Origin of the sequence: Pseudomonas helmanticensis (genome assembly GCF_900182985.1) — a bacterium.
Lineage (GTDB): Bacteria > Pseudomonadota > Gammaproteobacteria > Pseudomonadales > Pseudomonadaceae > Aquipseudomonas > Aquipseudomonas helmanticensis.
This window is the reverse complement of sequence record NZ_FXUY01000001.1, coordinates 702,323-725,001: the sequence shown is the minus strand read 5'-3', so window position 1 is coordinate 725,001 and position 22,679 is coordinate 702,323. Positions and strand designations below refer to the sequence as shown.

Annotated in this window: 2 protein-coding genes (1 of these 2 cut by a window edge); both read right to left on the bottom strand. The window is 63.7% G+C overall.

What is annotated here, in order from left to right:
• A protein-coding gene (locus QOL84_RS03415; RefSeq protein WP_283436174.1) for a non-ribosomal peptide synthase/polyketide synthase crosses the window boundary here: on the bottom strand, positions 1-9,666 show its 5' portion. It extends 8,178 nt beyond the left edge of the window; only the first 9,666 of its 17,844 coding nucleotides appear in the window; the start codon lies at positions 9,664-9,666; its stop codon lies beyond the left edge, outside the window.
• A complete protein-coding gene (locus tag QOL84_RS03410; RefSeq protein WP_283436173.1) occupies positions 9,663-22,679 on the bottom strand; it encodes a non-ribosomal peptide synthetase in 13,017 nt (4,338 codons plus the stop codon). Before QOL84_RS03410 ends, QOL84_RS03415 begins: the two co-directional genes overlap by 4 nt.

Sequence of the window (22,679 nt, the reverse complement as noted above, 5' to 3'; positions counted from 1 at the left end):
TTCAAAAAAGTGATCGTGACGGCCGACCTGCCCGACTTGCAGCACTTCGGCCCAGATCTGCGCCAGCGCGGTTTCCAGCTCGCCTTGCGGCGCCACGTATTCACGGGTCGGCAGCGCGGCCAGATCCGGCTTCGGTAAAGCCTTGCGGTCGACCTTGCCATTGGCGGTCAGCGGCAAAGCTTCGAGCCGGACAAACGCCGCCGGCACCATGTAGTCCGGCAACTGCGCCAGCAGATGCTCGCGCAAGTTGCCCACTGCCAGTGGCTCGGCCCCCGCCTGTTCGGTGAAATACGCCACCAGTCGCGGCTGACCGGGTTGGTCCTCGCGGGCCAGCAGCACCGCTTCGTTGATACCGGGGAGCTGATTGAGGCGGGTCTCGATTTCGCCCAACTCGATGCGCATGCCACGGATTTTTACCTGATCGTCGTTACGCCCCAGATAGTCGAGCGAGCCGTCTTCGCGCCAGCGGGCAAGGTCACCGGTGCGGTACATGCGCGCATTCGGCGCGCGGCTGAACGGGTCGTGCAGGAAACGTTCGGCGGTCAGGTCGGCACGGTTCAGATAACCCCGGGCCACGCCCGCGCCACCGACGTACAACTCGCCCATGCCCCCCATTGGCACAGGCCGTTGCTGTTCGTCGAGCAAGTAAACCGCCGCGTTCGCCACTGGCGTGCCGATGTGCAACGCCGCGCCAACGTCAATGCGCCCGGAAGTGGCGACCACCGTGGCCTCGGTCGGGCCGTAGTTGTTGATCACCGCGAAACGCTGCTCACGGCTGAACTGGCGCAAGCGATCGCCACCGATCAACAAAGTGCGCAAGGTCGGATGATCGCGGTTCTGGTTGAACGCGTATTCGGCGACCGGGGTCGGCAAAAAGCTCACGTCCAGCGGTTGCGCGCGCCACCAGTCGAGCAACGCATCGACGTCTTCAGCGCCGTCATGGGTCGGTGCCAGGTGCAAGGTCGCACCCGCGCACAAGGTCGGCCACACTTCCCACGCCATCGCATCGAAGCCAAAGCCAGCAAGGCTCGAGGTGTGGCTACCGGCGCGTAAATCGAACGCTTCGCAGTGCCAATCGATCAGGTTGGACAGGGTCTGATGCTCGACCATGACCCCTTTGGGCAGGCCGGTCGAACCGGAGGTGTAGATCACGTACGCCAGATGCTTGACCGTCAAGTCTGCTACCGAAGGGTTGTGCTGCGCCTGCGCCGGCCATGCGCACAGGTCGACATCGATCACTGGCACGCTCAGCAGCGGCAGTCTCTGGTGCAGATCGCTTTGCGTGAGCACCGCGACCGGTGCGCTGTCGTTCAACAAATAGCTGATCCGCTCGGCGGGATGCGCCGGATCGATCGGCACATAGCCGGCGCCGGCCTTGAGAATGGCCACCAGACCGACCAAGGTGTCCAGCCCCCGACGGGCGACGATGGCCACGCGGTCATCCGGTTTTACGCCCAATTCGATCAAGTGATGCGCCAACGCATTGGCCTGGCGATTGAGCTGCAAGTAAGTCAGTGGCTGTCCGCCAAACACCGCCGCCACGGCCTGCGGACGCTCGGCGACCTGCGACTCGAAGCGCTGGGCAATCGTCAGCCCACGCGGGAAATCGGCCTCGGTTGCATTGAAGCGCACCAGCAACTGTTCGCGCTCTGCTGCCGGCAGGATCGACAAGCGATCAAAGCCTGCGTGCGGCGTATGCTCCAGCGCCTCCAGCAAAGTCATCAACGCAGCCTGCATGTAGCCGCAGATACGCTGCGCATCAATGCCAGCCCCGGCCAATACCTTCAGGCGGAAGTCTTCACCGAGATCATCAACGCTGAGAGTCAGGCGATAGTTGCTGTGTTCCTCGGCATCGAGCAGTTGCATGCCGTGCCACGCTGCTTGCACCTCGGCGGATATCGGCCCGACCGGGGTGCTGTGACGATAATTGAGCAGCGTGCTGAACAGCGGCGTGCCCGTCGGCATGGCGCTGCACTGTTGCACCTGTGCCAGTTGCGCATGTTCGTGGGCGAGCAACTGACTAAGGCGTTCATGGGTCGCCAACGCGGCGCCTTTGACGCTGTGCGCATTGAGTTCGATGCACAACGGCAAGGTGTTGATGAACACCCCAAGCGCACGCTCCGAGCCTTCACCACCCTGCAATCGGCCGAGCAACACCGTGCCGAATACCACGGCGTCGCGCCCGGACAATTGCCCCAGCACCTGCGCCCAGGCGAGGTGCATCAGGCTGGCGGCGCTGACACCCAAGCGCCGTGCCTGTTGGCGCACGCTGTGGCTGAGTGAATTTGGTAGCGTCAGTTGCGCCTCTTGCGCTGGCGCGTCATCCACCCGGTTGTGGCCGTAGGGCAAAGTCGGCTCATCGACAGCGCCGAGCATCTCGCCGAAGAAGCTTTGGTGTTCTTGTTCACTCAGCCCAGAGCGGGTGTGCGCCACGTAATTGCGATAGGGCACCGGCTCGCTCAGTTGCCCGGCGTTGCCCAGCAGAAATGCCTGCATCTCGTGCTGCAACACTTCGAGCGCGACGTGATCCATCACCAGATGATGGAACAGCAGCAACGCCACCACACGCTGATTGGCGGCATCGCGGCTGTAGACCATGCGCATCAGCGGTGCTTCGGTAACCGGCATACGGTAGGTATCGACGGTGAATCGCGCATGCAACCGGCTCAGTGCATCGCCTGCTTCGGCGTCCAGGTGCAATGCCTCGCAGCTCAGCGAAGCCTGACGCCAGACCACTTGCACCGGCTCGTCGAGACCTTCCCAGAACAGCGAAGTACGCAGAATGTCGTGGCGCTCGATCACCCGTTGCAGGGCGTCGGTGAAGGCTTGCAAACGCTGTTCATCGGCGAAGGCAAACTGCGCCTGCAACACGTACGGATCGCCCTGCGCGGCTGACAGATGATGGAACAGGATGCCGGTCTGCAACGGCGCCAGCGGATAGATGTCCTGCACGTTGCGCGCACCGCCGGGAACACTCGCAACGATCCGGTCGATCGTCGCTTGATCCAGCGCCACCAGCGGCAACAGTTCGGGGGTGATGCGCGGGCAATCGGCCGGAATCAGGTTTGCCGGCACCGCCGCTTCAGGCTCTCCGCCCACTGCCGCCGCCAGCGCGGCCAGCGTCGGTTGACCGAACAGCACGCGAATATCCGCCGACAAGCCGGCCCGGCGCATGCGCGCGACCAGATTGACCGCCAGCAACGAATGGCCGCCCAGTTCGAAGAAATGATCGAAGCGCCCTACTCGCTCGACCTTGAGCAACTCGGCCCAGATCCCGGCAATCACGGTCTCGACTTCACCGACCGGGGCTTCGTACGCGCGGGTCAGCAGCGCCGACGGATCAGGGGCCGGCAAGGCTAGGCGATCGAGTTTGCCGTTGGGGCTCAGTGGCAAGGCCGGCAGATGCACAAACAGCGCAGGCACCATGTAGTCCGGCAAATGCTTGAGCAGTTGACTGCGCATCTGATCGATTTCCAGTGGCTCGCCGCTGTAGTACGCGACCAGACGCTGATCACCCGGCACATCTTCACGGGCCAGCACCGCCGCTTCGCGCACGCCGTCGATGTGCGCCAGATGCGCCTGGATCTCGCCCAGTTCGATGCGCAAACCACGGATCTTGACCTGATCGTCATTGCGCCCCAGGTACTCGATGTTGCCATCGGCCAGGTAACGCGCGACGTCGCCGGTGCGGTACAGACGCGCGCCGGGCTGATCATTGAATGGATCGTCGAGGAAGCGTTCGGCCGTCAGCTCAGGCCGATGCAGATAACCCCGCGCCACCTGCACGCCGCCCAGATACATCTCACCGACCACGCCGAATGGCACCGGTTGCTGATGAGCATCGAGGATAAACACGCGGGTATTGCACAGCGGTTTGCCGATCGGCGGCGTGCCTTCCGGTACCGGCGAATCGGGCTCCAGCGTCCACACCGTGCTGTCAACGGTAGCTTCAGTCGGGCCATAAACGTTGTGCAGGCGCACCTGCGGCAGACGCTCGCGCACGCTGCGCACCAACGCGGCTGTCAGCTCACCGCCACCACAGAACACATCGGTCAGGCTGCGGCATTCACCGACTGCTTGCTCTTCAAGGAACTGCTGCAACAGCGCCGGTACGAACTGGATGACATTGACCTGTTGCTGACGAATCAGCTGCACCAGCGCGGCCGGATCGCGGTGATCATTCGGGCCGGCGAGAACCAGGCGCATGCCGCAGCTCAACGGCCAGAACAGCTCCCACACCGAGGCATCGAAACTCAACGGGGTTTTCTGCAACAGCGCAGCACCGCTCGCCAGCGGGCACAGGCTGGCGCTCCAGTGCAGAAGATTGCCCAGATTACGATGCTCGACCATCACGCCTTTCGGGGTGCCGGTGGAACCGGAGGTGTAAATCACATAAGCCAGGTTCGCGGCGCTCAGGTCCGGCACCTGCGGATTGCTTTGCGCAAGGTCTTGCCAGGTGCACTGGTCGAAATCGACCAACACGCCGGCCCACTCGCCGATCAACACGCGCGTCGGCGCATGCACCAGCGCCGCCACGGGCGCGCTGTCCTCGAGCATGTACGCCAGACGCTCGGCGGGATAACCCGGGTCCAGCGGCACATAAGCGCCGCCGGCCTTGAGAATCGCCAGCAAACCGACCAGCAGTTGCGGCCCGCGCTCGACGCAGATCGCCACCCGCGCATCGCGATCTACACCGCACTGGCGCAGGTGATGGGCGAGTCGGTTGGCGCGGCGGTTCAACTCGGCGTAACTCAAGCGCAGCTCACCGGCTACCACAGCATCAGCCTCTGGCGTGCGCAACACCTGCGCCTCGAAGCGGCCATGAACGGTCTGCTCAAAGTCGTGGCTGACGGCGGTTGCGTTCAGCTCGAACAGCAGATGCTGACGCTCGTCGTCCGCCAACAACGCCACCTGATCCAGTACCGCCTGATCGTTGCTGACCATCGCCTGCAACAGTCGCTGGAAGTAACCGACATAACGCTGAATCGTCGACTCATCGAACAAGGCAATCGCGTACTCCAACACACCGCGAATCCCGCCCGGCGCGTCTGCCAAAGTCAGCGACAGATCGAATTTGGCGAAGTGGCTCGGTTCGGCGACGCTTTCCAGGGTCAGGTCGCCGAGACTCAGACTGGCGCCATGGCCGCTGTCCCAACTGAACATCACCTGAAACAACGGGCTGTGCGCCATGCTCCGCGCAGGTTTGGTGATTTCCACCACTTGTTCGAACGGCAGGTCCTGATGCGCCTGCGCTTGCAGCGTTTGCGCCTTGACCCGCGCCAGCAGCGCTTCGCTGCTCAACTCGCCCGACGTATCGATACGCAGGGCCAGGGTGTTGACGAACATGCCGATCAGGCCTTCGATCTCGGCACGAGTGCGGTTGGCCACGGGCGAACCGATGACCACTTCGGCTTGCCCCGACAACCGACTCAACAGACTCGCCCAGGCACTGAGCATGAGCATGTACATCGTCACACCGTGACGCTGGGCCAAAGCCTTGAGTCCGGCACTCAGGCGTTCGTCGAGCACCACGTCGACGGTGCTGCCGGCGTAATCCTGCTGTGCCGGGCGCATGCGGTCGGTCGGCAGCGTCAACAGTGCCGGCGCGCCGGCCAGGGTCTGTTGCCAATATTCACTTTGGCGCTGCAACACCTCGCCACTGAGCCAGCGCCGCTGCCACACCGCGTAGTCGGTGTATTGCAGCGCCAGCGGCGGTAGCGGATCCGGCTGGCCATGGCTGAACGCTTGATACAACGCCATCAGTTCGCGGGTCAGAATCCCCATCGACCAGCCATCGGAGATGATGTGGTGCAGGGTCAGCAACAGCACATGATGATCGTCGGCGAGCCGCACCAAGCGACCGCGAATCAGCGCATCGTCCTGCAAATCGAACGGCCCTGAAGCCTCGCCCTGAATCAGCGCCTGCAAGGTTTCGTCGGGTTGCGGATGCTGGCGCAGGTCCTCGACGCGCAGCAGCAGACCGCTGTCGAGCGGGGCGATCAGCACTTGCGCTTGATCATTGAACTGGGCGAAACGGCTGCGCAGGGTTTCATGCCGCGCGACGATGCGCGCCAAGGCTTGTTGCAGCGCAGGCTCATTCAGTTGGCCGCGCAGACGCAGGCCGATGGGAATGTTGTACGCGGTGTTGGCGCCCTCCATTTGCGCCAGAAACCACAAGCGTTGCTGCGCGAATGACAGCGGCAAGGCGCCGTCACGGGCCACTGCGACAATCTCCGGTTGCGTACTGCGCCCGGCCTGCGCCACGGCCTCGGCGACCGCCGCCAGTTCGGCGTTGGCAAACAAATCACCCAGCGCCAGTTCGACGCCAAGGCGCTGGCGAACCTGGGACACCATGCGCATGGCCAACAGTGAATGGCCACCGAGTTCGAAGAAGTGATCCTGACGACCGACTCGCTCGACTTGCAGCACCTGCGCCCAGATCTGCGCCAAGGCACTTTCCAGTTCGTTGTGCGGGGCCTCGTATTCGCGGGTGAACAGCGCCGTACGCTCGGGTTTCGGCAACGCCTTGCGGTCGACCTTGCCGTTGGCGGTCAACGGCAGTGCGTCGAGGCGGACGAAGGCCACCGGCACCATGTACTCCGGCAACTGGGTCAGCAAGTGCGCGCGCAACTCGGCCACGGCCAGCGGTTCGACCTGGCTCTGCTCGGTGAAATAGGCCACCAGGCGTGGTTGCCCGGGTTGATCTTCGCGCGCCAGCAGCACGGCTTCCTGAATGCCGGGCAACTGATTGAGGCGAGTTTCGATTTCGCCGAGTTCGATGCGCACGCCACGGATTTTCACCTGATCGTCGTTACGCCCCAGGTAGTCAATGGTGCCGTCGGCGCGCCAGCGTGCGAGGTCGCCGGTACGATACATGCGCGCATTCGGCGAGGGGCTGAACGGGTCATGCAGGAAGCGTTCGGCGCTCAGCTCGGCGCGATTCAAATAGCCGCGCGCCACCCCGGCGCCGCCGACGTACAACTCGCCCATGACGCCAATCGGTACCGGACGCTGCTGTTCATCGAGCAGGTACACCGTGGCGTTGGCCACCGGTTTGCCGATGTGCAAGGCGTCGCCCGCCTCGATTCGACCAGAGGTCGCGACCACGGTGGCTTCGGTCGGGCCGTAGTTGTTGATCACATCAAATTGCTGATTGCGGCTGAACTGGCGCAGGCGGTCGCCACCGATCAGCAGCGTGCGCAACGTCGGGTGTTCGAGGTTTTGGCTGAAGGCGTATTCGGCGACGGGCGTCGGCAGAAAACTCACGTCCAGCGGCTGCGCGCGCCACCAGTCGAGCAGTGCATCGATGTCCTCGGTGCCCTCGTGAGTCGGGGCCAGGTGCAGGGTCGCGCCGGCACACAACGCCGGCCAGACTTCCCAGGCCATGGCGTCGAAACCGAAGCCGGCAAGACTTGAAGTGTGGCGACCGGCGCACAGGTCAAATGCGCTGCAATGCCAGTCGACCAGATTCGACAAGGTGCGGTGTTCGACCATCACCCCTTTGGGCAGGCCGGTGGAACCGGAGGTGTAGATCACGTAGGCCAGGTGCGCGGCAGTCAGGCCCGGGACGTGCGGATCATCGGCTTCGCTGAGCGGCCAGCTCAGTGGATCGAGATCGATCACCGGCACCTGCAACGCCGGCAAGCGCTCACGCAGAGTGTTCTGGGTGAGCACGGCAACCGGCGCGCTGTCGCTGAGCAAGTAGTGCAGACGCTCGGCCGGGTGCGCCGGGTCGACCGGTACATAACCGGCGCCCGCCTTGAGAATCGCCACCAGCCCGACCAGCGTATCGAGGCCTCGGCGGGCGACGATGGCGACGCGATCGTCGGGCTTCACTCCCAGCGCGATCAGATGATGAGCCAAGACGTTGGCCTGCCGGTTGAGCTCACCATAGCTCAGTTGCTCAGCCAAAAACTGTGCTGCCAGCGCTTCTGGTCGCTGCGCCGCTTGCGCCTCGAAACGCTGGGCGATGGTCAACGTTGCCGGGAAGTCGGCGTGGCTGGCATTGAACGCCAACAACACTTGCTCGCGCTCGGCCGCCGGCAGAATCGGCAATTGGTTGATCGCGGTATCGGGCGCCTGCTCCAGCGCCAGCACCAGACTTTCCAGCGCGCAATGCAGGTAATCGCAGAGGCGCTGTGGATCGACTTCGGTGGTCGCCAGCAGCGTCAGGCTGAAGGCATCGCCGAAATCATCGACGCTCAGGGTCAGCGGGTAGTTGGTGCGTTCTTCGGAGCTGATCGTGCTGATGCCTTGCCACGCGGCGAGGGTCTCGGCGCTCGCGGTTGCCGCCGTGTGGCTGTGACGGTAATTGAGCAAGGCACTGAACAACGGCGTCGGCGCGACCACGCCGCTGCAACGCTGGGCCAACGCCAGTGGCGCGTGTTCGTGGCGCATCAGCGTGGTCAGGCGTTTGTGGGTCGCCTCCACCGCCGCACGCACGCCCTGCGCATCGACATCGACCCGCAACGGCAAGGTGTTGATGAAAATCCCCAGTGCACGCTCAGTGGCTTCGGCGCCCTGCATGCGCCCCATCAACACCGTGCCGAAGACCACGTTGTGCTTGCCGGTGAGCACCGCCAATACCTGCGCCCAACCCAGATGAAACAGGCTCGCGGCACTCACGCCGAGCTGCCGCGCCTGCGCGCGCAGACGTTGACCGAGCAGCGGGTTGATCGGCAGGCTCAGCTCGGCGATGCCGAGGCCGTCGCCCTGCACGTCCTGTAAACCGTACGGCAGCGTCGGCTCGGCAATGTCACCGAGCATCTCGCGGAAAAACGCCTCGTGCTCGGCTTCGCTGATGCCCAGCCGCGCTTGCGCCACGTAATTGCGAAACGGCACCGGGCGCCCGAGCGATTGATCCTGGCCGGTAAGGCAGGCGAGCAGTTCGTGACGCACCACGTCGAGCGCCGAGTGATCCAGCGCCATGTGATGGAACAACAACGTCGCAACCACGCGCTGGCCATCCTCATCCCACGCGTAGGCCAGTCGCATCATCGGTGCGTACTTGACGTCGAGACGGTAATGCCGCGCATCGAAGCGCTCGTGCAATTGCTGCAGTACAGCGCGTTCGCTGTCGTCCACCGCGACTTCTTCCTCCGGCAACTGCGCTTGACGCCAGACCACTTGCAGCGGCACGTCCAGCCCTTCCCAATGCACCGCCGTGCGCAAAATGTCGTGGCGATCGATGACCTTTTGCAAGGCCTGGGCGAAATCCTGCAAGCGCTCACGGCTGCTGAACGCAAAGTACGATTGCATGACGTACGGATCGCCCTGCTCGTTGCTCGCGTGGTGATAGAGAATGCCTTCCTGCAACGGCGCCAGTGGGTAGATATCCTGGACATTGGCGGCGCCGCCGGGTACATCGGCGATCAAGCGGTCAAGGGTCGGCTGATCGACTTCAGCCAAGGTCACCATCGCTGGCGTGATGTGCATGGTGCCGGGAAGAATGCCGTTGGCCGGAACGTCGATCTGGCCCGCGCGATTGGCCGAGTATTGGCCGGCCTTGATCAGTTCGATCAGTGCCGGTTTGTGCTCGCGCAGCGCCGCCAGCAGCGCCGGATCGCTCAACGCCTGTTTGTTGCCATTGACGCGCAATTGTTCATCGGTCACCGCCAACTGAATGTCTTTTGCCTTCAGGGTTGCCAACAGTTCGAGCACATTCACAGGACGATCTCCATTCTTTCGGTAATTGCGGCGTAGCCGGCCAGGGTCGGTTGTTCGAACAACGCCCTGACGTCGGCTTCCATGCCTTCCTGACGCAACCGGCCGATCAGACTGACCGCCAGCAGCGAGTGACCGCCCAGTTCAAAGAAATGGTCGTGGCGCCCTACCCGCTCGACGTTGAGCAGCTCGGCCCAGAGCCGTGCGAGGGTGATCTCGACGTCGCCGACCGGGGCTTCGTATTCGCGTGTTTGCAGCGATTGCTGATCCGGCGCCGGCAGCGCCTTGCGGTCGAGCTTGCCATTGGGGCTCAGCGGCAAAGCGTCGAGATGCACGAACACGGCGGGCACCATGTAGTCCGGCAAATTTTCCAGCAGATGGGCGCGCAGTACGTCTATTTCCAGGCGCTCACCGGTGTAATACGCGACCAGGCGTTTGTCGCCCGGCACGTCTTCACGCGCCAGCACCGCAGCCTCCTGCACGCCGTCGATCCGGGTCAGGCGTGCCTGGATTTCACCCAGTTCAATGCGCAAGCCACGGATCTTCACCTGATCATCGTTGCGTCCCAGGTATTCGATGTTGCCGTCCGCCAGATAGCGGGCGACGTCGCCGGTGCGATACATCCGCCCGTTCGGATGGAAAGGATCATCGAGGAAACGTTCGGCACTCAGCTCAGGCCGGTTCAGATAACCGCGCGCCACCTGCACGCCAGCGATGTACAGCTCGCCAATCACGCCTTGCGGCACCGGTTGCTGTTGCGCATCGAGGATGTACATGCGGGTGTTGGCAATCGGTTTGCCGATTGGCGTGTTGTCCGCGGTTTGCTCGATCGGTCCGGCGCAGTCCCACGCGGTGACATCGACGGCCGCTTCGGTCGGGCCGTACAGGTTGTGCAAACCGCTGCACGGCAATTGCAGTTTGAAGCGCCGCACCAGACTGCCCGGCAACGCCTCGCCGCTGCACATCACCTGACGCAGACCGCTGCAGCGCGCGGTGTCGCTGTTGGCGAGGAACACGTCGAGCATCGATGGCACAAAGTGCAGCGTGGTGATGTTTTCGGCTTCGATCACTTGCGCGAGGTATTGCGGGTCCTTGTGCCCGTCCGGTCGTGCCATGACCAGTCGTGCACCGGTCATCAACGGCCAGAAGAACTCCCACACCGACACGTCGAAGCTGAACGGGGTTTTCTGCAACACCGTGTCGGCAGCCGTCAGGCGATAGGCGTCCTGCATCCACAGCAAACGGTTGACCACACCGGCATGCTCGTTGACCACGCCTTTCGGTTGGCCGGTCGAGCCGGAGGTGTAGATCACGTAGGCAGTGTGTTGTGGGGTCAGCGCCGGGATTTGCGGATTGTCGGCGGACAGGGATTGCCAGGTGTTCTGGTCGAGAACAATCATCGGTGCCGAGATGCCTGCCAGCAACTCGCGGGTCGCCCCGTGCACCAACACCACGGCCGGCGCGCTGTCTTCGAGCATGTAGGCGAGGCGTTCCGGCGGATAGGCCGGATCCAGCGGCACATAACCGGCACCCGCCTTGTTGATCGCCAGCAGGCCGATGACCATCTCCAGGCTGCGTTCGACGCAGATTGCTACCCGTTGATCCGGCTGCACGCCCAACGCGCACAGGTGATGTGCCAGCCGATTGGCCTGCTGGTTCAACTCGGCATAGCTCAGGCGATGTTCGCCGGCGACCACTGCGATGGCGTGCGGCGAACGCTTGGCCTGCGCTTCGAACAAGCCATGGATCGTCTGTTCCAGGTGGTACTGGACGTTGGTTGCGTTGAAGTCAAACAACAGAGTCCTGCGTTCCTGCTTAGGCAGGATTGGCAGAAGGTTCAACGCTGACTGCGGGTTTTGCTCCAGCGCCGTCACCAATCCCGATAGGGTCGTCAACATCATGTCGCAAACCCGCGCAGCACCCACCCGGGGTTCGGTCAGCGCCATCACGCTGAAGCCGTCACCCAAATCGTCTACATTGAGCGTCAAGGGATAATTGGTGCGACCGTCATGGTTCAGCGTCTCGATGCCTTGCCAAGCCTGCTCAAGCAACTCGTTTGGCGCACGTCTGTCACTATGGCGGAAGTTGAGGATCGAGCTGAACAACGGCAGCGGCGTTCCAACACCACTGCAACGTTGCGCCAGCGCCAGCGAGGCATGCTCATGCCCGAGCAATGCGCTCAATCGCTTATGGGTGTTGCGCACGGCGGCGCGCACACCCTGCCCATCGACATCGACCCGCAACGGTAAGGTGTTGATGAACACACCCAGCGCCCGATCCGCGCCCTCGCCGCCCTGCAGGCGCCCGACCAGTACGGTGCCAAAAACCACGCTGTGGCGACCTGTCGTGCCAGCCAGCAGTTGGGCCCAGCCGAGGTGAAACAGACTGGCCGCACTGACACCGAGCGTGCGCGCCTGCGCGCGCAGCCGTCGGCTTAATTCATCGGGCAACTGCAGCCGATACTCCTCGATAGCGCTGCCATCCCCCTGCACGTCCTGCAAGCCGAACGGTAGCGTGGGCTCGTCAATGTCAGCCAGCATTTCACGGAAAAACGCCTCATGTTCCTGCTCGCTGACCCCCAGCAGCGCTTGCGCGACGTAATTGCGGTACGGCATCGCTACGCTCGGCAGTTCGGTTTGTCCGAGCAAGTACGCCTGCATTTCCTGACGCACCACATCAAACGCGGTGTGATCCAGGGCGACGTGGTGAAACAGCAACACCGCGACCACACGCTGATGCTGCGGATCCTGCGCGTACATCAACTGGATAAGCGGCGCCTGGCTGATGTCGATCCGGTAATGCCGGGCATCGAAACGATCCTGCAAGTGCGCTCTGACGTCGCCGTCTACCGGTTCCAGAACAACCTCCTGCACGGACAGTTGCGCCCGACGCCAGACCACCTGTACCGGCTGACTCAAGCCTTCCCAGGCCACGCCCGTGCGCAGTATGTCGTGACGCTCGATCACCCGCTGAAACGCCTCGATAAAACGTTGCATACGCTCGACGCTGTCGAACGCCAATTGCGAGTGCAGCAAGTACGGATCGCCGCGTTCGGCGGTGATGTAGTGATACAGAATCCCTTCCTGCAACGGCGCCAGCGGGTAAATATCCTGTACGTTGGCCGCGCCGCCCGGCACCGTCGCAACGATGCGCTCGACACTGGCCTGATCCAGTTGCACCAGCGGCAGCATGTCCGCTGTGATGTGCGTGCAATCGGCAGGAATCAGATTGTCCGGCACGCTGACCTCGCGACCGCTGCCCACTGCAGCGGCCAACGCAGCCAACGTCGGTTGGCTGAACAGCACACGCACGTCGGTGCTCAGATCGACCTGCCGCATGCGCTCGATCAGCGTCACCGCCAGCAAGGAATGCCCGCCCAGTTCGAAGAAATTATCGTGACGACCGACCTGTTCGACCTTGAGGACGTCCGCCCAGATCTGCGCCAGCACGATTTCCACCGAACCTTGCGGTGCGGCATATTCGCGGCTCAGCCAGGCGTTCTGATCAGGCTCCGGCAACGCCTTGCGGTCGAGTTTGCCGTTGGCGGTCAGCGGCAGTGCTGGCAGGCGCACGTAAGCGGAGGGCACCAAGGCTTGTGGCAACTGCACTTGCAGATGCTTGCGCAGATCTTCGATGTCGACGTTCAGGCGTTCGGTAAACCACGCCAGCAACTGCCCGTCGCGCACCAGCACCACGCAATCCTGCACGGCCTCGTGACTGCTTAACGCCGCTTCGATTTCCCCCAGCTCGACGCGCACGCCGCGCAGTTTGACCTGATCGTCGTTGCGCCCCAGGTATTCGACGGTACCATCCGCGAGCCAGCGTGCGAGGTCGCCGGTGCGGTACATGCGCGCCTGCGGTTCGTCGCTGAACGGGTCGTCGAGGAAGCGTTCGGCCGTCAGCTCGGGGCGATGCAGATAACCGCGCGCGACACCGGCACCGCCGACATACAACTCGCCCGCTACGCCGACCGGTACCGGGCGCTGCTGGTCGTCGAGCAGGTAGATCTTCGCGTTGGCCATCGGCCGACCGATGTGCAGCACTTGCCCGGCCTCGACCGCGCCGGAGGTGGCAACCACCGTGGCTTCGGTCGGGCCGTAGTTATTGATCACCGTGAAAGTCTGCTGACGGGGGAACTGCCGCAGTTTGTCGCCACCGATCAACAGCGTGCGCAAGGTCGGATGACCGAGGTCACGACTGAAGGCGTATTCGGCAACCGGCGTCGGCAGGAAACTCACCTGTAACGGCTGCGCACGCCACCATTGCAGCAACTCGTCGAGGTGTTCGTTGCGCACCGGCTCCGGCGGCAGGTGCAGGGTCGCGCCCACGCACAACGCCGGCCAGACTTCCCACGCCATCGCATCAAAACCGCAGCCGGCGACACTCGACGTGTGGCTGCCGGCGCGCAGGTCGAAGGCCTCGCAGTGCCAGTGCACAAGGTTCTCCAGCGTCGCGTGTTCGACCATCACGCCTTTTGGCTGGCCGGTGGAGCCGGAGGTGTAGATCACGTAGGCCAGATGCGCCGGGGTCAGCGTCGGCAATTGCGGATTGCTCTCGGAGAGCTGTTGCCAGGTCGGATTGTCGAGATCAATCAGCGGCACGCTTCCTAGCAAATCAGCCGTTGAAGCCTGCGCCAGCACCGCCATCGGCGCGCTGTCCTGCAACAGATAGGCGATGCGTTCTGCCGGATACGCCGGGTCGACCGGCACATAACCGGCGCCGGCCTTGAGGATCGCCAGCAACGCGACGAGCATGTCCGGGCTGCGGCGCAGGCACACGGCGATACGGTCATCGGGCTGCACGCCGAGCCCGAGCAAGTGATGAGCCAGGCGATTGGCGCGCTGATTGAGCTGGGCGTAGGTCAGATGCTGAGCGCCCTGAACCACTGCCAGCGCATCTGGCTGCTGCTCGGCCTGAACCTCGACCAAGCGCTGAATCGTTGCGCCACGCGGATAGGCCGCGCAATGCGGGTTGAAGCCCACCAGCAGATGCTCGTATTCCGCCACCGAAAGCACCGGCAAGCGGTTGAGCGGACGTTGCGGCGCCTGTTCCAGTGCTGTCACCAGATGTTCGAGTGCGGTGTGCATGTAACGGCAGATCCGTTGCGCACCGATCTCGGCGACCGCGAGTACGTTGAGGGCAAAAGCTTCGCCCAGATCATCCACCGACAACGTCAGCGGATAATTGCTGCGCTCCTCGCCGCCAAGCATGCGCACGCCCTGCCAAATGCCTTGGCCGTCGCGCGGCTGCTGTGCAGCAGCGCTGTGCCGGTAGTTGAGCAAAGCGCTGAACAGCGGCGCCGAACCGGCCATGGCCGTGCAACGCTGGGCCAGCGCCAACGAAGCGTGTTCATGGCCGAGCAGCGCCGTCAGCCGTGCATGGGCGGTTTTCACCCCGGCGCGCACACCTTCAGCGAGATCGACGCGCAGCGGCAAGGTATTGATGAACACCCCCAGCGTGCGGTCGGCGCCCTCGCCGCCCTGCATCCGCCCCATCAGCACCGTGCCGAAGACCACGTCGCGGCGCCCGGAGACCACGCCCAGCACCTGCGCCCACGCCATGTGCATCAGGCTCGCCGGGCTGACGCCCAACTGCCTGGCCTGTTCGCGCAGGCGCAGATTGAGCGCGGCATCGACCGGTTGCAGCGCTTCTTCGATGCCACGCCCGTCGCCCTGCACATCCTGCAGACCGAAGGGCAAGGTCGGCTCGTCGATATCGCCGAGCATCTCGCGGAAGAACGCTTCATGTTCCTGCTCGTCGGCGCCCAAGCGTGCCTGCGCCACATAGTTGCGGTAAGGCATCGGTGGCGTCAGCGTGTCGAGCTGATCGAACATCAACGCGTGCATTTCCCGACCGATCACCTCCATCGCGGTGTGGTCGAGAATCGAGTGATGGAACAGCACGATGGCGACGACTCGCTGTTGCAACGAATCCTCGGCGTAGACCATGCGGATCAACGGTGCGAGGGTCAGATCGAGGCGGTAATGCCGTGCATCGAAACGTGCGTGCAACTGTTCGAGAATGTCGCCGTCCTGCGCATCCAGCAGCACTTGCTGGACGACCATCTGCGCCTCGCGCCAGACCACTTGCTGCGGGTTGGGCAAGCCTTCCCAGACCACGCTGGTGCGCAGAATGTCGTGACGGGCGATGACCTGCTGCAAGTGCTCGGCGAAGGTCTGTAACCGTTCGAGACTGTCGAAGGCCAGACGCGATTGCAGCAAGTACGGATCGCCCTGTTCAGCACTGAGGTGGTGATAAAGAATGCCTTCCTGCAAGGGGGCCAGCGGATAGATATCCTGCACATTGGCCGCGCCGCCCGGCACCGTGGCGACGATGCGCTCGATGCTGGCCTGATCGAGTGTCGCCAGCGTCAGCATGTCGGGGGTGATGTGCGTGCAACCGGCTGGAATCAGGTTGTCCGGCACCTCGATTTCCCGGCCACTGCCCAACGCGCGCGCCAAAGCAGCCAGGCTCGGCTGATTGAACAGCACGCGCACATCGGCGCTCAAACCGACCTGACGCATGCGCTCGATCAGGCTCACCGCCAACAGCGAATGGCCGCCGAGTTCGAAGAAGTTGTCGTGGCGGCCGATCTGTTCGATGTTGAGGACGTCGGCCCAGATCTGCGCCAACGCGATTTCGACCGGGCCTCGCGGCGCCTCATATTCACGGCTGAGCCAGGCGTCCTGATCCGGTTCGGGCAAGGCCTTGCGGTCGAGTTTGCCGTGGGCGGTCAGCGGCAGGCTATCGAGTCGCACGTACGCGGCCGGTACCAATGTGTCCGGCAGTCGCGCTTGCAGATGTCGGTGCAGATCGCCGATGTCGACCGATCTGATTTCGGTAAACCAGGCGACCAAGCGTCCGTCACGCACCAGCACCACGCATTCCTGGACCGAATCATGAGCGTTCAGCGCGGCTTCGATTTCACCCAGCTCAATGCGTACACCACGCAGTTTCACCTGATCGTCGTTGCGCCCCAGGTATTCGATATTGCCGTCGGCCAGCCAGCGCGCGAGGTCACCCGTGCGGTACATCCGCGCGTGCGGCTCGTCGCTGAACGGGTCGTCGAGGAACTGCGCAGCGGTCAGTTCCGGGCGATTCAGATAGCCGCGCGCAACCCCGGCGCCACCGACATACACCTCGCCCTGCACACCGGTCGGCACTGGCTGTTGCTGACGGTCCAGCAGATAGACTTTGGCATTGGCAATCGGCCGGCCAATGTGCAGAACCCGACCCGTTTCGATGCGCGCGGACGTCGCGACCACCGTGGCTTCGGTCGGGCCATAGTTGTTGATCACATCGAAGGTCTGAGCACGCGGAAACTGGCGCAACTTGTCGCCACCGATCAGCAGTGTGCGCAGGGTCGGATGACCCAGCCCGCGACTGAACGCGTATTCGGCCACCGGGGTCGGCAGAAAGCTCACCTGCAACGGCTGCGCGCGCCACCATTCGAGCAGTTCATCGAGGTGTTCGTTTTTGATCGAAGACGGTGGCAGATGCACGGTCGCGCCGACGCACAGCGCCGGCCAGACTTCCCAGGCCATGGCGTCGAAGCCGCAACCGGCAACGCTGGCGGTGTGGCTGCCGGCGTGCAGATCGAAGGCTTCGGCGTGCCAGTGCACGAGGTTTTCCAGGGTGCGGTGCTCGACCATCACGCCTTTCGGTTGCCCGGTAGAACCCGAGGTGTAGATCACGTAGGCGAGATTTTCCGGGGTCAATTCCGGCCGTTGTGGGTTGGTGTCCGGCAGGTGCCGCCAGTCGCTGGCGTCCAGATCGATCACCGGAACAGCGCCGAGCAAGTCGCGCGTCGACGCCTGCGCCACTACCGCGACCGGATCGCTGTCCTGCAACAGATAGGCGATGCGCTCTGGCGGATACTCCGCATCGATCGGCACGTAACCGGCGCCGGCCTTGAGAATCGCCAGCATCGCAACGAGCATGTCCGGGCCGCGACGCAGGCACAGCGCGACACGGTCATCGGCTTGCACGCCAAGGCCGATCAAGTGATGCGCGAGGCGATTGGCGCTTTTGTTCAATTCGCCATAGTTCAGTTGGTGCTCGCCCTGCACCACCGCCAACGCCTCGGGATGCGCCAGGACTTGCGCTTCAAGGAGGCGCGGCACTGTCTGCGCAGGCGGATACTCACGACCACTGATGTTGAAGCCGACCAGCACCCGTTGCCGCTCGCTTGGCGACACGATCGTCAGTTGCTGCAATGGCGTCGTCGGCGTGTATTCCAGCGCCGTGACCAGACTGTGCAAGGCGGTTTGCAAGTAATCGCAGACCCGCGCGCCGTCCACTTGCGGCACGGCTTGCACGCTCAAACGGAAACCTTCGCCGAGGTCATCGACACTGACCACCAGCGGATAATTGCTGCGCTCGCGCGAGCTGAGAATCTGCACGCCGTCCCAGGTGACAGCGGCCGACTCCGGCGCACTGTGACGGTAGTTGAGCAAGGTGCTGAACAGCGCCTGCGAACCGGCAACACCGCTGCAACGCTGGGCCAGCGCCAGCGACGCCTGCTCATGGCCGAGCAACTGCGCCAGCCGCGCATGGGTGGCACGCACGCCATGCTCTACCGAATCGGCACCGACGCTGACGCGTAACGGCAAGGTGTTGATGAACATGCCCAGCGCCCGATCGGCGCCCTCACCGCCCTGCATGCGCCCGAGCAGCACCGTGCCGAACACCACGTCTTGCTGACCGGAGACCTGCGCCAGAACCTGAGCCCAGGCTTGATGCACCAGGCTGGCGACGCTGATCCCCAATCGCCGAGCCTGCTCGCGCAGACGTTGGCCAAGGTCGGCATCGAGGTCTGATTGGCTGTCGAGGATATCGCTGCCATCGCCGTGCACGTCCTGCAACCCAAAGGCCACGGTCGGTTCGTTGATGTCGCTGAGCATCTCGCGGAAGAACGTCTCATGCGCCTGATCATCGGCGCCGAGCCGCGCCTGCGCGACAAACTGGCGGTATTGCACCGGCGGCGGCAAGTCGCTGCTGCGACCGAGCATGACGTCGTTCATTTCCGCGATCAGCACTTCCAGCGCCGTATGATCGAGGACGATGTGGTGCAGCAGGAGCATGCCGATCCAGCGCTTGTTTGGCTGATCTTCGGTGTAGGCGAAACGCATCAGCGGCGCGCGATTGAGGTCGAGGCGATAGTGGCGCGGATCGAAACGCGCCTGCATCTGCTCCAGCACGTCGCCGTCGAGTTCGTCGGCATCGACGCGTTCCAGCGCCAGTGGCGCCTTGCGCCAGACCACTTGCACCGCCTCTTCCAGGCCTTCCCAGACGATGCCGGTGCGCAGAATGTCATGGCGTGCGATCACGCCGTTCAAGGCGCGAACGAAGGTTTTGATCTGCGCCAGACCGTCGAAGGCAAATTGCGCCTGCAACACATACGGATCACCGGCGCGGGTTGCCAGATGGTGATAGAGAATCCCCGCCTGCAACGGCGCCAGGCCATAGATGTCCTGCACATTGGCGACGCCGTCCGGCACGCTGGCGACGACACGGTCGATAGCGGCCTGATCGAGATTGGTCAGCGGCAACATGGCCGGGGTAATGCGCGTGCAACCCGGTTCGATACGGTTTTGCGGGACGATAATCGCGCGTTCGCTGCCCAAGGTTGCCGCCAGCGCCGCCACACTCGGCTGACCGAACAGCACACGCACGTCGCAATGCAGATCCTGTTGGCGCATGCGCTCGATCAGCTTCACCGCCAGCAGCGAATGACCGCCAAGTTCGAAGAAGTTGTCATGGCGGCCGACCTGTTCGACACCGAGTAACGTCTGCCAGAGCCCGGCGATCAGGTTTTCCACGGCACCGACCGGCGCTTCGAAACCACGATGGGCGAAGGCCTCGCTGTCCGGCGCAGGCAGGGCTTTGCGGTCGAGCTTGCCGTTGCTGGTCAGCGGCAAAGCGTCCAGACGGACGAAAGCGCTCGGCACCATGTATTCCGCCAGCGAAACCAGCAATTGATCGCGCAATTGCGCCACGTCCGGCGCCGCACCTGCGTCGGCCAGCCAATAAGCAACCAGACGCTGATCACCGGGGCTGTCCTCACGAGCGATCACCACGGCTTCGCGCACACCTGCGCAGGCGCACAGCCGTGCCTCGATCTCGCCCAACTCGATGCGGAAACCGCGAATTTTCACCTGATCGTCATTGCGGCCCAGGTATTCGAGGCTGCCGTCAGCGGCCCAGCGAGCAAGGTCGCCGGTTTTATACAAACGTGCCTCGGCGTTTTCACTGAACGGATCATTGATAAAGCGTTCGGCCGTCAGCGCTGCGCGATTCAGATAACCGCGCGCCACGCCGGCGCCGCCGACGTACAACTCGCCAATCACGCCGACCGGCACCGGTTCACGCTGCGCATCGAGGACATACAGTTGCAGGTCGGGAATGCGCACGCCTATCGGGCTGACGCCAAGCAATTGCGCATCGGCGGCTTGCAGCGGCCGATAGGTCACGTGCACCGTGGTTTCGGTGATGCCGTACATGTTCACCAGCCGTGTGCCGGCGTTGCCAACCCGCGCATACCACGGTTTGAGCAAGCCCGGCTCCAAGGCTTCGCCACCGAAAATCACTTCGCGCAGGGAATGCTGCAACTGACTGCGACCCTGCGCGGCGATCAGTTGGCGGAACGCGCTCGGCGTCTGGTTGAGCACGGTCACGCCGGTTTGGCAGAGCAGTGCATAGCAGTCGTCCGGCGCGCGGCTGACGGCTTGCGGGACCAGCAGCAATTGCCCGCCGAACGCCAGCGCGCCCCAGATTTCCCACACCGAGAAGTCGAAGGCGAAAGAATGGAACAGCGCCCAGGTGTCCTGCTGATTGAACTGGAACCCGTCATGGGTGGCGGAGAACAGCCGCGCCACATTGCGGTGCTCGACCATCACGCCTTTGGGCAAACCGGTGGAGCCGGAGGTGTAGATCACGTACGCCAGATGCGCCGGGGTCAGCTCGGGAGTCTGCGGATTGCTGTCGAGTTCGGCTTTGAGTTGGCCGCTGTCGAGGTCGATCTGCGGCACGTCGAGATCGGCCAGGCGATCGCGCGTCGCCGCCTGCATGAGTACCGCCACCGGGACGCTGTCCTGCATGGTGAAAGTGATTCTGTCGAGCGGATAAGCCGGATCAATCGGCACATAACCAGCGCCGGCCTTGAGTACGCCGAGCAGGCCGATGATCATTTGCGGGCCGCGCTCGACGCAGATGGCGACGCGGTCGTCAGGGCGTATGTTCAGCGCCAGCAAATGGTGGGCGACCTGATTGGCGCGACGGTTGAGTTCGCCGTAGCTAAGCGTCTGCCCTTCGAAAATCAAAGCTGTGGCGTCAGGCCAGGCCTGGGCATGGGCTTCGAATTGCTGGTGGATCAACGGCGTTTCAGGGAACTGCGCCAGCGGCAAATTGCTGCCGTGCAGCAGGTGTTCGCGTTCGCTGGCCGGGAGGATTTTCAGCGTTTGCAGCGGCACATCGGCGCTGGATCGCAGGGCCGCCGCCAAACTCTCCAGCGCCGTTTTCAGATAGCTCGCCATGCGCTCAGCACCCAGCGCCGCATCCGCCAGCGCGGTGATGCGCAAATCCACGCCGAGGTCATCGATGTTGATGGTCAGCGGATAGTTGGTGCGCTCGCGGGCGCCGAGCACCTGCACACCGGGGGCGATATCGACCACGTCCGCGACTTCTTCGACGCTGCTGTGCCGGTAATTGAGGATCGCGCTGAACAGCGGCGCCGGCACCGCCACGGCGCTGCAGCGTTGCGCCAGGGCCAGCGAAGCTTGCTCGTGCGCCAGCAACGCAGTCAGGCGTCGATGGGTCGCCAGCACGCCGGCACGCACGCTTTGCTCGCCGACATCAACGCGCAGCGGCAAGGTGTTGATGAACATCCCCAGCGCCTGCTCACCACCCTCGCCCGCGTCCATCCGCCCGAGCAGCACAGTGCCGAACACCACCGCCGTGCGCCCGGACAATTGCCCCAATACGCGCGCCAGCGCCAGGTGCGTCAGGCTCGCGACACTCACGCCGAGCTGCCGCGCCTGCTCGCGCAACTGCCGGCTCAAGCGACTGTCGAGCAGCAACGCGGCTTCCTCGATGGCGTGGCCGTCGCCCTGCACATCCTGCAAACCACACGGCAGCGTCGGCTCGTCGATGTCGGCGAGCATCTCGCGGAAAAACGCTTCCTGCGCCTGCTCGTTGCCGGCCCTGCGCGCCATCGCCAGGTGATCGCGATACGGCACCGGCGCCGGCACTTGCGCGGTCTGCCCGAGCAGGAAGGCCTGGATCTCCCGGCGCAGTACATCCAGCGCCACGTGGTCCATGATCATGTGATGAAACAGCAACAGTGCAACCACGCGGTCCTGAGCGGGATCCTGCGCGTAAACCATGCGCAGCAGCGGTGCTTGCTGCATGTCGAGGCGGAAGTGCTGCGGGTCGTGGCGTTCGAGCAGTTGTGTGAGCACATCGCGGTCGCTGTCGACGCTGATGTCTTCACACACCAGCGGCGCCTCGCGCCAGACCACTTGCACCGCTTCGTCGAGGTATTCCCAGACGAACGAGGTGCGCAGGATGTCGTGGCGCTTGACCACCCAGCGCAACGCCTCGGCAAAAGCCTCCAGCCGTTGCGGGCTGTCGAACACGAAGCGCGCCTGAGAGATGTAGGGATCGCCGGCGACGGCCGAGAGATGGTGATAAAGCATGCCTTCCTGCAACGCCGACAACGGATAGATGTCCTGCACGTTGGCAGCGCCGCCCGGCACCGTGGCGACGATGCGGTCAAGGGTGTCTTGACTGAGCTGCACCAGCGGCAGCATGTCCGGGGTGATGCGAAAGGCCGGGCTCAGCCAGTCGCCGCCGTGTTCGGCGACCAGTTCCAGCAGTTGCGCCTTGTGCGCCGAGAGGCTGTCCCACAACGCGTCGTCCAGCGCGTCGTCGCTGCCCAGAATGACCAGGTCTTCATCTTCCTGTTGAAGGCGGATCGCATGGGTGGAAATAACAGCCATCAGTTCGCTGAAATGCAT

Excerpts from the sequence above, each read along its gene's own strand:
- QOL84_RS03410 (WP_283436173.1), bottom strand. The coding sequence starts at position 22,679 with ATGCATTTCAGCGAACTGATGGCTGTTATTTCCACCCATGCGATCCGC.